This is a genomic window from Streptomyces venetus (genome assembly GCF_039540295.1).
Lineage (GTDB): Bacteria > Actinomycetota > Actinomycetes > Streptomycetales > Streptomycetaceae > Streptomyces > Streptomyces venetus.
Map to the genome: position 1 here is coordinate 530,730 of NZ_BAABET010000002.1, position 12,965 is coordinate 543,694.

Below are 12,965 nucleotides of genomic sequence, written 5' to 3' on the forward strand. Positions count from 1 at the left end.
GCGCTCGGCGCTGCCCCACCGCCCCAGGGGCTTCGCCCCCGGACCCCCGATCGGCCTGAACGGCCTCGTCCTCAATCGCCGGACGGGCTCAAAAGACGCTTCACACCGGCCGAAGATGCACGATGTCCCCGGCCCCCACAGGCTCCTGCACCCCTTCCCCCGTAGCCAGCACCAGCCGCCCGTCCCCATCCACCGCGACGGCCTCCCCCACCACCGCCCGATCCCCGGGCAACTCCGCCCGCACCACCCGCCCGAGCGTCGCGCACCCGGCGGCATATGCCTCCTGCAACCCGCACACCCCCGGATCGCCCTCCGCCGCACGCCACTTCCCGTACCACTCCTCCAGAGCCCGCAGCACCCCCCGCAGCAGCGGATCCCGGTCCGTACTCACCGCCCCGGCCAGCCCCAGCGACCCCGCCGTCGGCACGGGCAGCTCGTTCTCCTTCAGGGAGACGTTGATGCCGACCCCGATGACGACCCCGCCCTCACCGGCCCGCTCGGCCAGAATGCCCCCGGCCTTGCGCTCGTCTCCCCCCACTGTGACCAGCAGGTCGTTCGGCCACTTCAGCGCCGTGTCGACCCCGGCCGACCGGGACAGCCCCGTCGCCACGGCCACCCCCGTGAGCAGCGGCAGCCACCCCCACCGCTCGACCGGCACCTCGCCCGGAGTGAGCAGCACGGAGAAGAAGAGACCCGACCGCGGCGGCGCCGTCCACTGCCGGTCGAGCCGCCCCCGCCCCGCCGTCTGCTCCTCGGCGACCAGCACCGCGCCCTCCGCGGCCCCGCCCTCGGCCGCACGAGCCACCAGATCGGAGTTGGTGGAGCCGGTGCGCTGCACCACGTCCACCTCGGACCACAGCCCTCCCTCCCGCACCAGGCCCCGGCGCAGGGCGGTGACGTTGAGGGGCGGACGGTCCAGGTCGGACCAACGGCTCCGGTTCGGCTCTGATGCATCTCGCGGCGTCATGCAAGCCACCCTAGGTGTGGTAAACACCGCACTGCCGATGTGGAGGCGCCCCACTAATGTACGGATGAGTAACCGTCCCCCCTTTTGAGCAGGCAGGGAGCCGCATCCCGATGTCCGAGCCGGAAGAGCAGCAGCAGCCTGACATTCATACGACCGCGGGCAAGCTCGCGGATCTGCAGCGCCGTATCGAGGAAGCGACGCACGCCGGCTCCGCACGCGCCGTCGAAAAGCAGCACGCCAAGGGCAAGCTGACAGCCCGTGAGCGGATAGAGCTCCTGCTCGACGAGGGTTCCTTCGTCGAACTCGACGAGTTCGCCCAGCACCGCTCCACCAACTTCGGCCTCGACAAGAACCGGCCGTACGGAGACGGTGTCGTCACCGGGTACGGCACCGTCGACGGCCGGCCCGTCGCCGTGTTCTCGCAGGACTTCACCGTCTTCGGCGGGGCCCTCGGCGAGGTCTACGGGCAGAAGATCGTCAAGGTCATGGACTTCGCGCTGAAGACCGGCTGCCCGGTCATCGGCATCAACGACTCCGGCGGTGCCCGGATCCAGGAAGGCGTGGCCTCGCTGGGCGCCTACGGCGAGATCTTCCGCCGCAACACCCACGCCTCCGGCGTCATCCCGCAGATCAGCCTGGTCGTCGGCCCGTGTGCGGGCGGGGCCGTCTACTCCCCCGCCATCACCGACTTCACGGTCATGGTCGACCAGACCTCGCACATGTTCATCACCGGCCCCGACGTCATCAAGACCGTCACCGGCGAGGACGTCGGCTTCGAGGAGCTGGGCGGCGCCCGTACGCACAACTCGACCTCCGGTGTGGCCCACCACATGGCCGGGGACGAGAAGGACGCCATCGAGTACATCAAGCAGCTGCTGTCGTACCTGCCGTCCAACAACCTCTCCGAGGCGCCGGTCTTCCCCGAGGAGGCCGACCTGGAGATCACCGACGAGGACCGCGAGCTGGACGCGATCGTCCCGGACAGCGCGAACCAGCCGTACGACATGCACGCGGTGATCGAGCACGTCCTGGACGACGCCGAGTTCTTCGAGACGCAGCCGCTGTACGCCCCGAACATCGTCACCGGCTTCGGCCGGGTCGAGGGCCACCCGGTCGGCATCGTCGCCAACCAGCCGACGCAGCTCGCCGGGTGCCTGGACATCAAGGCCAGCGAGAAGGCGGCCCGCTTCGTACGCACCTGCGACGCCTTCAACGTCCCGGTCATCACCTTCGTCGACGTGCCCGGCTTCCTGCCCGGTGTCGACCAGGAGCACGACGGCATCATCCGGCGCGGCGCCAAGCTGATCTACGCGTACGCCGAGGCGACCGTCCCGCTCATCACCCTCATCACGCGCAAGGCGTTCGGCGGGGCGTACGACGTCATGGGCTCCAAGCACCTGGGCGCCGACCTCAACCTCGCCTGGCCCACCGCCCAGATCGCCGTCATGGGCGCCCAGGGCGCGGTCAACATCCTGCACCGCCGCACCCTGGCCGAGGCGGAGGCGAACGGCGAGGACCTGGAAGCGGTCCGGGCCCGGCTGATCCAGGAGTACGAGGACGCCCTCCTCAACCCCTACGTGGCGGCCGAGCGCGGCTACGTCGACGCCGTGATCATGCCGTCCGACACGCGCCGTCATGTCGTACGGGGTCTGCGTCAACTGCGTACGAAGCGGGAATCCCTGCCTCCGAAGAAGCACGGCAACATCCCCCTCTAGCACCGGCGAGCCCAGGAGGCCCACATGACGATCAAGGTCGTACGGGGCAACCCGACCCCGGAGGAGCTGGCCGCCGCACTGGCGGTGGTCAGGGCCCGCGCCGCGGCGGAAGCCGAAACACCGCCCGGCGCGCCCGTCTCCCGCGACTCCTGGTCCGACCCGTCCCGTATCGCCGCCCACCGCCTGCCCCAGCCGGGGCCGACGGCGTGGGGCCGCACCTACTGGCCCGGGTGAGATCAGCTTCTCGAGGCGCGCGGGGAACCGCGCACCGCACGGCAGCGCGGGGCGCCGATTTGAGTATCCCTACTCAGGCGCCCGGCGCTGCCAGGCCGCACGCTGGTGCCATGCTGTGGTCCGACCCCGAGAACGAGCCGCCCGAAGAACTGCGTGACATGCAGGACATGCTGCGGCGGCTGAGCGTTCTCCTGGCCCTGGCCATGGTGCTCGTGATGATCGTGATCGGAGTGAGGTGAGCCGGCCCCGGTCGGGTGACTAACCTGACCGCATGACTGCTCAGCGCCGCAGGCGACTCGTCCTCGCCTCCCAGTCCCCCGCCCGGCTGGGGCTGCTCCGCCAGGCCGGCCTCGCTCCCGAGGTGATCGTGAGCGGCGTCGACGAGGACGCCGTCACCGCTCCCACCCCCGCCGAACTGGCGCTCGCCCTCGCCGAGGCGAAGGCCTCCGTCGTGGCCGCCCGCCCCGAGGTCGGGGGCGCGATCGTGATCGGCTGCGACTCGGTGCTCGACCTGGACGGCCAGGCCCTCGGCAAGCCCGCGGACGCCGAGGAGGCCACCGCCCGCTGGAAGGCGATGCGCGGACGCGCCGGGACCCTCCAGACCGGCCACTGCGTCTACGACACGCTCACCAGCCGGTACGTCTCGGCCACCGCGTCCACCGTCGTCCACTTCGGCGACCCCACCGACGACGAGATCGCCGCCTACGTCGCCTCCGGGGAGCCCCTCCACGTCGCCGGGGCGTTCACCCTGGACGGCCGCTCGGCGCCGTTCATCGACGGGATCGACGGCGACCACGGCAACGTGATCGGCATCAGCCTGCCCCTCGTCCGTCGGCTGCTCGCCCGGCTGGGCGTCGGCATCACGGAGTTGTGGGCGCCGGCGGAGCAGTAGCCGGGGACCCGTCGGCGCCCGTCCCGTCCTCGGGCGCGGCGTCGGCGGGCTCGGCCGGATGGTCGTACGTCATCAGCAGCAGCACGATCAGACCGAGCACCAGCACCATGAACAGGAACGCGGACCAGCCGACGAGGCCCCAGGTGACCGCGCCCAGCAGCCCGTGCACGACCGCCGCGCTGATCAGCAGCACCCGCCCGAAGCCGGCCGGGGGCCGGTCCCGCAGGGCCACCAGCAGGGCGACCAGGCCGCAGAGCGCGAAGTAGAGGCCGAAGGCGATCCCGCCGAGCTTCGACGACATCGACATCATGTGCGGGTCGAGCCCGGCCAGGGACATGTCCTGCCGGTCGACGACGACTCCCAGGAACCAGTTCAGCGCGGCGACGCCGAACGCCTCGCCGAACAGCACCACCGCCACGATCCACGCCACCGGCCTGCGCACCACCGGGCCACCCACTTACCCCTAGTACGTTCGAGAGACATCGCGAACGCTACTAACCGGTAAACCCAGGGACAAGGGTTCTACGGCGGGCAAAGAATCATTGGGCCATTCGTAGGGACTCCACAAAGAAACAGAGTGGCCCGCAGCACGTGATGACAGAGACCTTGACCACAGGAGCGGGCTAGGGTTTCCCGGAGTAGTACTGCGTACCGCGGTGCGACAAGGGATTTCGCGGGTCGAGCGAGCCACGCATCACGCTCCGTGTGGGCAAGCTCACCACTGGGGACGGGTCGAAGTGCCGTGTCGGCAGTCCCTAAACTCGGCTTGTTTCAAGGAGGGAGCCTCAATCGTGCGCAAGGTGCTCATCGCCAACCGTGGCGAAATCGCTGTCCGCGTGGCCCGGGCCTGCCGGGACGCCGGGATCGCGAGCGTGGCCGTTTACGCGGACCCGGACCGGGACGCTCTGCATGTCCGCGCCGCGGATGAGGCGTTCGCCCTGGGCGGTGACACCCCGGGCACCAGTTACCTCGACATCGAGAAGGTGCTGAACGCCGCCCGGGAGTCCGGCGCGGACGCGATCCACCCCGGCTACGGATTCCTCTCCGAGAACGCGGAGTTCGCGCAGGCCGTGCTGGACGCGGGACTGATCTGGATCGGCCCGCCGCCGCAGGCGATCCGCGACCTCGGCGACAAGGTCGCGGCGCGGCACATCGCGCAGCGCGCGGGCGCCCCGCTCGTGGCGGGCACGCCCGACCCGGTGTCCGGCGCCGAGGAGGTCGTCGCCTTCGCCGAGCAGCATGGTCTGCCGATCGCCATCAAGGCGGCCTTCGGTGGTGGCGGCCGCGGCCTGAAGGTGGCGCGGACGCTGGAAGAGGTCCCGGAGCTGTACGACTCGGCCGTCCGTGAGGCGGTCGCCGCGTTCGGGCGGGGCGAGTGCTTCGTCGAGCGCTACCTCGACAAGCCGCGGCACGTGGAGACCCAGTGCCTCGCCGACCAGCACGGCAACGTGGTCGTGGTCTCCACGCGTGACTGCTCCCTCCAGCGTCGCCACCAGAAGCTGGTCGAGGAGGCGCCCGCGCCCTTCCTCTCCGACGAGCAGCTCGCCGAGCTGTACTCCAGCTCGAAGGCCATTCTCAAGGAGGCCGGCTACGTCGGCGCCGGCACGGTCGAGTTCCTCGTCGGCCTCGACGGCACGATCTCCTTCCTGGAGGTCAACACCCGCCTCCAGGTGGAGCACCCGGTCACCGAGGAGGTCGCCGGGATCGACCTCGTGCGGGAGATGTTCCGTATCGCCGACGGCGAGGAGCTGGGCTACGACGACCCGGTGCTGCGGGGGCACTCCTTCGAGTTCCGCATCAACGGTGAGGACCCGGGCCGTAACTTCCTCCCGGCTCCCGGCACGGTCACGAAGTTCGACGCGCCGTCCGGCCCGGGTGTCCGGCTGGACGCGGGCGTGGAGTCCGGCTCGGTCATCGGCCCGGCGTGGGACTCCCTGCTGGCCAAGCTGATCGTCACCGGCCGCACGCGCAAGGAGGCCCTGGAGCGGGCCGCGCGGGCCTTGGAGGAGTTCCAGGTCGAGGGCATGGCGACGGCGATCCCGTTCCACCGCGCGGTGGTGAAGGACCCGGCGTTCGCGCCGGAGCTCACCGGATCGGACGCGCCCTTCAAGGTCCACACCCGCTGGATCGAGACGGAGTTCGTCAACGAGATCAAGCCGTTCGCGGCGGTGGCCGACGCGGAGACGGAGGAGGAGGCGGACCGCGAGACGGTCGTCGTCGAGGTCGGCGGCAAGCGCCTGGAGGTATCCCTCCCGGCCTCGCTGGGGATGTCCCTGGCCCGCACGGGCCTCGCGGCCGGGGCCAAGCCCAAGCGCCGCGCGGCGAAGAAGTCGGGCCCCGTCGCCTCCGGTGACACCCTCGCCTCGCCGATGCAGGGCACGATCGTCAAGGTCGCCGTCGAGGAGGGCCAGGAGGTCAAGGAGGGCGACCTGGTCGTCGTCCTCGAGGCGATGAAGATGGAACAGCCTCTCAACGCCCACAAGTCGGGCACGATCAAGGGCCTGAGCGCGGACATCGGCGCGTCGATCACGTCGGGCGCGGCGATCTGCGAGATCAAGGACTGAGGCTCCGCTCCGCCCCTGGCGCGGCGCCTGCCCACCGGTGGTGGGCCGGGGCCGCGCCGGGGGGTGTCCGTCCTCGGAACGGCGCGACCAAGTCACCTACCGGCTGACTGGCATCACACGCGCCGCCCACTGCGGGCGAACACCCCCCGACACGGCCCCTCACGCACGTCGGCGGCTGCGGGCGCATCCGCCCCAGCTGCGGGCATGCGTGCCGCTAGGGGCGGCACGGGTGGGCGCAGCGGCACCCCGCCACGCCGGGCTGCGCAACACCCCGCCACGGGCACCAACGCCGGGTTGCGCGCGTCGGCGGCTGCGGGCGCCATCCGGTAGAGCTGCGGGCAGTCGTGCCGCTAGGGGCGGCACGGGTGGGCGCAGCGGCACCTCGCGGCGCCGAGTTGCGCAACACCCCGCCACGGGCACCAACGCCGGGTTCCTGACAACCGACAGCGACTGAGCCCACCGTCGGCCCACTCACCGCCGCCGCAGATCAGCCACCCGAGCCCGCTCAGCCCCAGCCCCCTGCTCCCCCAACATCGCAGCGGACCGCAACCCACCCGCGGCACCCCCACCCCCCGGCACCTGCCTCCGAGGCCCCGGCAACGGCACATCCCGCCGCTGCTGCTGCCGCGCCGGATGCGCATCACCCCCGGCCCCCGGCCCCCCTGCCCCCGCCGAACCCCCCTGCCCGCCGGCCACGGCGATCTGCACCCCCTGGTCGGCCAAGGCCTGCAGCTCCGCACCCGCACGGTCGTCATGCGCGGGCGGCTCATCCGTCACGAGACGCGTGATGAGATCCGTCGGCACGGTCTGGAACATCGTGTCGGTGCCCAGCTTGCCGTGGTCGGCGAGGACCACGACCTCCGCCGCGGCCTGCACCAGCGCCCGGTCGACGGACGCCGACAGCATGTTGGACGTGGACAGCCCGCGCTCCGCGGTCAGACCGCTCCCGGACAGGAAGGCCCGCGACACCCGCAGCCCGTGCAGGGACTGCTCGGCACCACTGCCGACCAGGGCGTAGTTCGAACCGCGGAGCGTCCCGCCGGTCATCACGACCTCGACCCGGTTGGCATGGGCCAGCGCCTGCGCCACCAGCAGCGAGTTGGTGACGACGGTCAGCCCGGGCACCCGGGCGAGCCGGCGGGCCAGCTCCTGGGTGGTCGTACCCGCCCCGACCACGATCGCCTCGCCCTCTTCCACGAAGTTCGCGGCGAGGTCGGCGATGGCGGTCTTCTCGGCGGTCGCGAGATGAGACTTCTGCGGAAAGCCGGACTCCCGCGTGAAACCGCCCGGCAGTACCGCACCGCCGTGCCGGCGGTCGAGGAGTCCTTCTGCCTCCAGCGCGCGCACGTCCCGCCGTACGGTCACTTCGGAGGTCTGGACGACGCGGGCGAGCTCCCGGAGCGACACGGCCCCGTTCGCTCGCACCATTTCGAGGATCAATTGGCGACGTTCTGCAGCGAACACGAAACTGACAGTAACGCCAGCGACCGTCTGCTTTCAGCAGTTTGCGCTGAATAGCAGAAGATGTTCGCACCAGGCAGTGGGAAGTGGTATAGGGCCTAGTCCCGCCGCCTATGCCGTACGAATGGTCGAACACTCCCCGTGACCAGGGGAGAGTCGAATCCGGCCTCAGCCCTCGGCCGTCTCCTTGCGGGTGTGCAACTGCCGTGCCACCTCGGCGATCGAGCCCGACAGGGAGGGATAGACGGTGAAGGCGTTCGCGATCTGCTCGACCGTCAGGTTGTTGTCGACCGCGATCGAGATGGGGTGGATCAGTTCCGAGGCGCGCGGCGCGACGACCACACCGCCGACCACGATGCCCGTGCCCGGCCGGCAGAAGATCTTGACGAAGCCGTCGCGGATGCCCTGCATCTTGGCGCGCGGGTTGCGCAGCAGCGGCAGCTTCACGACCCGGGCGTCGATCTTCCCGCCGTCGACGTCGGCCTGGGTGTAGCCGACGGTGGCGATCTCCGGGTCGGTGAAGACGTTCGACGAGACCGTCTTCAGGTTCAGCGGGGCCACCGCGTCGCCCAGGAAGTGGTACATGGCGATACGGCCCTGCATGGCGGCCACGGAGGCGAGGGCGAACACGCCCGTCACGTCTCCGGCCGCGTACACGCCCGGAGCGGTCGTACGCGACACCTTGTCGGTCCAGATGTGGCCGGACTCGCGCAGCCTGACCCCGGCGTCCTCCAGCCCCATGCCGGCGCTGTTGGGCACGGCGCCGACGGCCATCAGACAGTGCGACCCGGTGATGACACGCCCGTCGGAGAGGGTCACCTCGACCCGGTCCCCGACCCGCTTGGCGGACTGCGCCCGGGAACGCCCCATGACGTTCATGCCGCGCCGCCGGAAGACGTCCTCCAGCACGGCGGCGGCGTCCGGGTCCTCGCCCGGCAGCACGCGGTCCCGCGACGACACGAGCGTCACCCTCGAACCCAGCGCCTGGTAGGCACCCGCGAACTCGGCACCGGTCACACCCGACCCGACCACGATCAGCTCCTCGGGGAGCTCGTTCAGGTCGTACACCTGGGTCCAGTTCAGGATCCGCTCGCCGTCCGGCAGGGCGTCGGGCAGCTCGCGCGGGTGCCCACCGGTGGCGATGAGCACGGCGTCCGCCGTCAGGGTCTCCTCGCTCCCGTCAGCGGCGCGCACCACGACCTTCCGCGACCCGTCGAGCGCCTGCATGCCCTCCAGCCGCCCCCGCCCGCGCATGACACGCGCACCGGCGCGCGTCACGGAGGCGGTGATGTCGTGCGACTGGGCGAGCGCGAGCCGCTTCACACGCCGGTTGACCTTGCCCAGGTCCACGCCCACCACCCGGGCGGCCTGCTCCATGGGCGGGGTGTCGTCGGCGACGATGATCCCCAGTTCCTCGTACGACGAGTCGAAGGTGGTCATCACCTCGGCCGTGGCGATCAGGGTCTTCGACGGTACGCAGTCGGTGAGCACCGACGCCCCGCCCAGACCGTCGCAGTCGACGACGGTCACCTCCGCGCCGAGTTGAGCGGCCACCAGCGCCGCTTCGTATCCGCCGGGTCCGCCACCGATGATCACGATCCGAGTCACGTACTCCATTGTCCCGCACCCATCAATGTGACGACGCCCGGGGGCCCGCCCGATGCGGCTCTGTTACGCGAGTGACTCCGGGCCACCTGCCGTACCCTCTGTCCATGTCGCTCTACGCCGCGTACGCCGGCAACCTCGACGCGCGGCTGATGACCCGCCGCGCCCCTCATTCGCCGCTGCGCGCCACGGGCTGGCTGAACGGGTGGCGACTGACCTTCGGCGGTGAGCACATGGGCTGGGAGGGCGCCCTGCCGACGATCGTCGAGGACCCCGTCTCCCAGGTCTTCGTCGCGCTGTACGACATCGCCCCCATGGACGAGGAGTCACTCGACCGCTGGGAGGGGGTGGGCCTCGACATCTACCGCCGCACCCGCGTACGGGTGCACACCCTGGACGGAGAGGAGTCGGCGTGGGCCTTCGCCCTGAACGCGTACGAGGGCGGCCTGCCCTCCGCCCGCTACCTGGGTGAGATCGCCGACGCGGCCGAATCGGCCGGAGCCCCCCACGACTACGTCATGGAACTCCGCAAGCGCCCTTGCTGACGGACACCTCTTCCGTCCCGTCGTTGGAAACGACAAGACAACGATCACAACCCCGTGAGCTCCACCATCTACGCGCGTAGGCAATCAGCGGCTACTCTCGTCGGCGTGAACGCATCTCTTCTTCCGGACGACATCCAGGGCGACCCGCACACGGCCGCCGACGCCGCCGCGGCCCGCCTGCGCGAACTCACGGGCGCCGAGACCCACGACGTCGCCCTCGTGATGGGCTCCGGCTGGGCCCCGGCCGTGGACGCCCTCGGCGCCCCCGAGGCCGAGCTCCAGGTCACCGAGCTGCCCGGTTTCCCGCCGCCGGCGGTCGAAGGGCACGGCGGCAAGGTCCGCTCCTACCGGATCGGCGACAAGCGCGCCCTGGTCTTCCTCGGCCGCACGCACTTCTACGAGGGCCGCGGCGTGGCGGCCGTCGCCCACGGTGTCCGCACCGCGGTGGCGGCCGGCTGCAAGACGATCGTCCTCACCAACGGCTGCGGCGGCCTGCGCGAGGGCATGCGCCCCGGCCAGCCGGTCCTGATCAGCGACCACATCAACCTCACCGCCACGTCGCCCATCATCGGCGCGAACTTCGTCGACCTCACCGACCTCTACTCCCCGCGCCTGCGCGCGCTGTGCAAGGAGGTCGACCCCACGCTGGAGGAGGGCGTCTACGCCCAGTTCCCCGGCCCGCACTACGAGACTCCGGCCGAGATCCGGATGGCTCGCGTGATCGGTGCGGACCTGGTGGGCATGTCGACGGTCCTCGAGGCGATCGCCGCGCGTGAGGCGGGCGCGGAGGTCCTCGGCATCTCCCTCGTGACCAACCTCGCCGCGGGCATGACCGGCGAGCCGCTGAACCACGAGGAGGTTCTCCAGGCAGGGCGTGACTCCGCGACGCGGATGGGATCACTGCTGGCGCAGGTCCTGGGACGCCTGTAAACAACCCCGCGTTGTTGCCGGGGCCGGGGCGTTGCGCAGCTCGGCGGAGCGAGGTGCCGCTGCGCCCACCCTCCCCCAAGCTCTCGGCTTCGCTCGAGCAGGGGGGACCCCCATCGCCCCTAGCGGCACGCATGCCCGCAGCTGGGGCGGGCTGCTCCCGCAGCCGCCGACGCGCGTGAGGGGCCGTGTCGGGGGGTGTCCGCCCGCAGTGGGCGGCGCGTGTAATGCCAGTCAGTCGGTAGGTGACCTGGTCGCGCCGTTCCGAGGACGGACACCCCCCGGCGCGGCCCCGACCCACCCACCCCGCCCCCAGGCGCAAGCACGCACCCCCACCCCACCCGACACCGGAGAGGCTGACCCCACACCGTGCACGACGAACTCATCGCACAGGCCCAGGCGTGGCTCACCGAGGACCCCGACCCGGAGACCCGCACCGAGCTCGCCCGCCTCATCGACGCCCAGGACCACACCGAACTCGCCGCCCGCTTCTCCGGCACCCTCCAGTTCGGCACCGCCGGCCTCCGCGGCGAACTCGGCGCCGGCCCCATGCGCATGAACCGCTCGGTCGTCATCCGCGCCGCCGCCGGCCTCGCCGCGTACCTCAAGAAGCAGGGCCACCAGAACGGCCTCGTCGTCATCGGCTACGACGCCCGCCACAAGTCACACGACTTCGCCCGGGACACCGCCGCCGTCATGACTGGCGCCGGCCTCCGCGCAGCCGTCCTCCCCCGCCCCCTCCCCACCCCCGTCCTCGCCTTCGCGATCAGGCACCTCGGCGCGGTCGCCGGCGTGGAGGTCACCGCCAGCCACAACCCGCCCCGCGACAACGGCTACAAGGTCTACCTCGGCGACGGCTCCCAGATCGTCCCGCCGGCCGACGCCGACATCGCCGCGGAGATCGCCGCGGTCCCCTCCCTCACCACCGTCCCCCGCCCCACCGAAGGCTGGGAGACCCTCGACGACAGCGTCCTCGACGCCTACCTCGCCCGCACCGACGCCGTACTGTCCAAGGGTTCCCCCCGCACCGCCCGCACGGTGTACACGGCGATGCACGGCGTCGGCAAGGACGTCCTCCTCGCCGCCTTCGCCCGGGCCGGCTTCCCGGAACCGGCCCTCGTCACGGAGCAGGCCGACCCCGACCCCGACTTCCCGACCGTCGCGTTCCCCAACCCGGAGGAGCCCGGCGCGATGGACCTGGCCTTCGCGACGGCACGCCGCGGCAAGACCGCCCCGGACCTGATCATCGCCAACGACCCGGACGCCGACCGCTGCGCCGTCGCCGTACGGGACGGCAACGGCGGCGGCGACGGCGACAGCGACGGCTGGCGCATGCTCCGTGGCGACGAGGTGGGCGCGCTCCTCGCCGCCCACCTGGTCCGCCGGGGAGCGACCGGCACCTTCGCCGAGTCGATCGTCTCGTCCTCTCTCCTCGGCCGTATCGCCGAGAAGGCGGGCCTCCCGCATGTCGAGACCCTCACCGGCTTCAAGTGGATCGCCCGCGCCGAGGGCCTGCGCTACGGCTACGAGGAGGCGCTCGGCTACTGCGTCGACCCCGACGGCGTACGCGACAAGGACGGCATCACGGCCGCGCTCCTGATCACGGAGCTGGCCTCCGTCCTCAAGGAGGAGGGCCGCACGCTGCAGGACCTCCTCGACGACCTGGCCGTGGACCACGGTCTGCACGCGACGGACCAGCTCTCGGTGCGCGTCGAGGACCTGTCGCTCATCGCCGCCGCGATGCGCCGCCTGCGCGAACAGCCCCCGACGGAACTCGCCGGCCTGCCGATCACCCGCACCGAGGATCTCACCCGGGGCACGGACAGCCTCCCGCCCACCGACGGCCTTCGCTACACGCTCGACGGCGCCCGGGTGATCGTCCGCCCGAGCGGGACGGAGCCGAAGCTGAAGTGCTACCTGGAGGTCGTGATCCCGGTCGCGACCCCCGCCGACCTCCCGGCGGCCCGCGCGAAGGCGACGGACGTCCTGGAGTCGATCAAACGGGACCTGTCGACGGCGGCCGGTATCTGAGCCCCACCGGGGTGCCCGACACGG

At 71.5% G+C, this 12,965-nt stretch carries 12 protein-coding genes; 8 read left to right on the forward strand and 4 right to left on the reverse strand.

Annotation, left to right across the window (positions count from 1 at the left end; translation table 11 throughout):
• Positions 1-100: 100 nt before the first annotated feature.
• A complete protein-coding gene (locus ABEA82_RS07300) occupies positions 101-967 on the reverse strand; it encodes a biotin--[acetyl-CoA-carboxylase] ligase (protein ID WP_345660552.1) in 867 nt (288 codons plus the stop codon).
• A gap of 110 nt (positions 968-1,077) precedes the next feature.
• Between ABEA82_RS07300 and ABEA82_RS07305 the strand changes: the two genes are divergently transcribed.
• The 4 genes from ABEA82_RS07305 (at position 1,078) to ABEA82_RS07320 (ending at position 3,808) form a co-directional block, all read left to right on the forward strand.
• Positions 1,078-2,682 carry an acyl-CoA carboxylase subunit beta gene (locus tag ABEA82_RS07305; protein WP_345660553.1) on the forward strand — a complete coding sequence of 535 codons (1,605 nt, stop codon included), beginning with the start codon at positions 1,078-1,080 and terminating at the stop codon, positions 2,680-2,682.
• A 24-nt stretch (positions 2,683-2,706) separates the two neighbouring features.
• Entirely contained in the window at positions 2,707-2,916 is a 210-nt protein-coding gene (locus tag ABEA82_RS07310; RefSeq protein ID WP_345660554.1) for an acyl-CoA carboxylase epsilon subunit, read from the forward strand.
• A 110-nt stretch (positions 2,917-3,026) separates the two neighbouring features.
• Positions 3,027-3,155 carry a morphogenic membrane protein MmpB gene (gene mmpB, locus ABEA82_RS07315; protein WP_086025112.1) on the forward strand — a complete coding sequence of 43 codons (129 nt, stop codon included), beginning with the start codon at positions 3,027-3,029 and terminating at the stop codon, positions 3,153-3,155.
• Positions 3,156-3,187: 32 nt separating this feature from the next.
• Positions 3,188-3,808: a Maf family protein gene (locus ABEA82_RS07320; protein WP_345660555.1), complete on the forward strand. Its 621-nt coding sequence runs from the start codon at positions 3,188-3,190 to the stop codon at positions 3,806-3,808.
• On the opposite strand, the gene ABEA82_RS07325 is transcribed toward ABEA82_RS07320, so the two are convergent.
• On the reverse strand, positions 3,777-4,253 hold the full coding sequence (locus ABEA82_RS07325) for a hypothetical protein (protein ID WP_345660556.1): 477 nt from the start codon (positions 4,251-4,253) through the stop codon (positions 3,777-3,779). The two genes, ABEA82_RS07320 and ABEA82_RS07325, sit on opposite strands and share 32 nt — an antisense overlap.
• Positions 4,254-4,599: 346 nt before the next feature.
• On the opposite strand from ABEA82_RS07325, the gene ABEA82_RS07330 reads away from it, so the two are divergent.
• On the forward strand, positions 4,600-6,372 hold the full coding sequence (locus ABEA82_RS07330; protein WP_345660558.1) for an acetyl/propionyl/methylcrotonyl-CoA carboxylase subunit alpha: 1,773 nt from the start codon (positions 4,600-4,602) through the stop codon (positions 6,370-6,372).
• Between the two features lie 471 nt (positions 6,373-6,843).
• Here ABEA82_RS07330 and ABEA82_RS07335 read toward each other — a convergent pair whose 3' ends face one another.
• Together ABEA82_RS07335 and ABEA82_RS07340 are read right to left on the reverse strand one after the other, a co-directional pair.
• Positions 6,844-7,836, reverse strand: coding sequence for a DeoR/GlpR family DNA-binding transcription regulator (locus ABEA82_RS07335; RefSeq protein ID WP_345660559.1), 993 nt, complete (start codon positions 7,834-7,836; stop codon positions 6,844-6,846).
• A 165-nt stretch (positions 7,837-8,001) separates the two neighbouring features.
• Positions 8,002-9,450 carry an NAD(P)H-quinone dehydrogenase gene (locus tag ABEA82_RS07340; protein WP_345660560.1) on the reverse strand — a complete coding sequence of 483 codons (1,449 nt, stop codon included), beginning with the start codon at positions 9,448-9,450 and terminating at the stop codon, positions 8,002-8,004.
• Positions 9,451-9,545: 95 nt separating this feature from the next.
• On the opposite strand from ABEA82_RS07340, the gene ABEA82_RS07345 reads away from it, so the two are divergent.
• The 3 genes from ABEA82_RS07345 to ABEA82_RS07355 all read left to right on the forward strand — a co-directional run bounded on the left by ABEA82_RS07345 (position 9,546) and on the right by ABEA82_RS07355 (position 12,941).
• Complete coding sequence (locus ABEA82_RS07345) at positions 9,546-9,983, forward strand: gamma-glutamylcyclotransferase family protein (RefSeq protein ID WP_345660561.1); 438 nt, start codon at positions 9,546-9,548, stop codon at positions 9,981-9,983.
• 105 nt (positions 9,984-10,088) lie between these two features.
• The gene (locus ABEA82_RS07350) at positions 10,089-10,913 is read left to right on the forward strand and encodes a purine-nucleoside phosphorylase (protein WP_345660562.1); all 825 of its coding nucleotides are present in this window, start codon (positions 10,089-10,091) and stop codon (positions 10,911-10,913) included.
• Between the two features lie 366 nt (positions 10,914-11,279).
• The gene (locus ABEA82_RS07355; protein WP_345660563.1) at positions 11,280-12,941 is read left to right on the forward strand and encodes a phospho-sugar mutase; all 1,662 of its coding nucleotides are present in this window, start codon (positions 11,280-11,282) and stop codon (positions 12,939-12,941) included.
• Positions 12,942-12,965 lie beyond the last annotated feature (24 nt).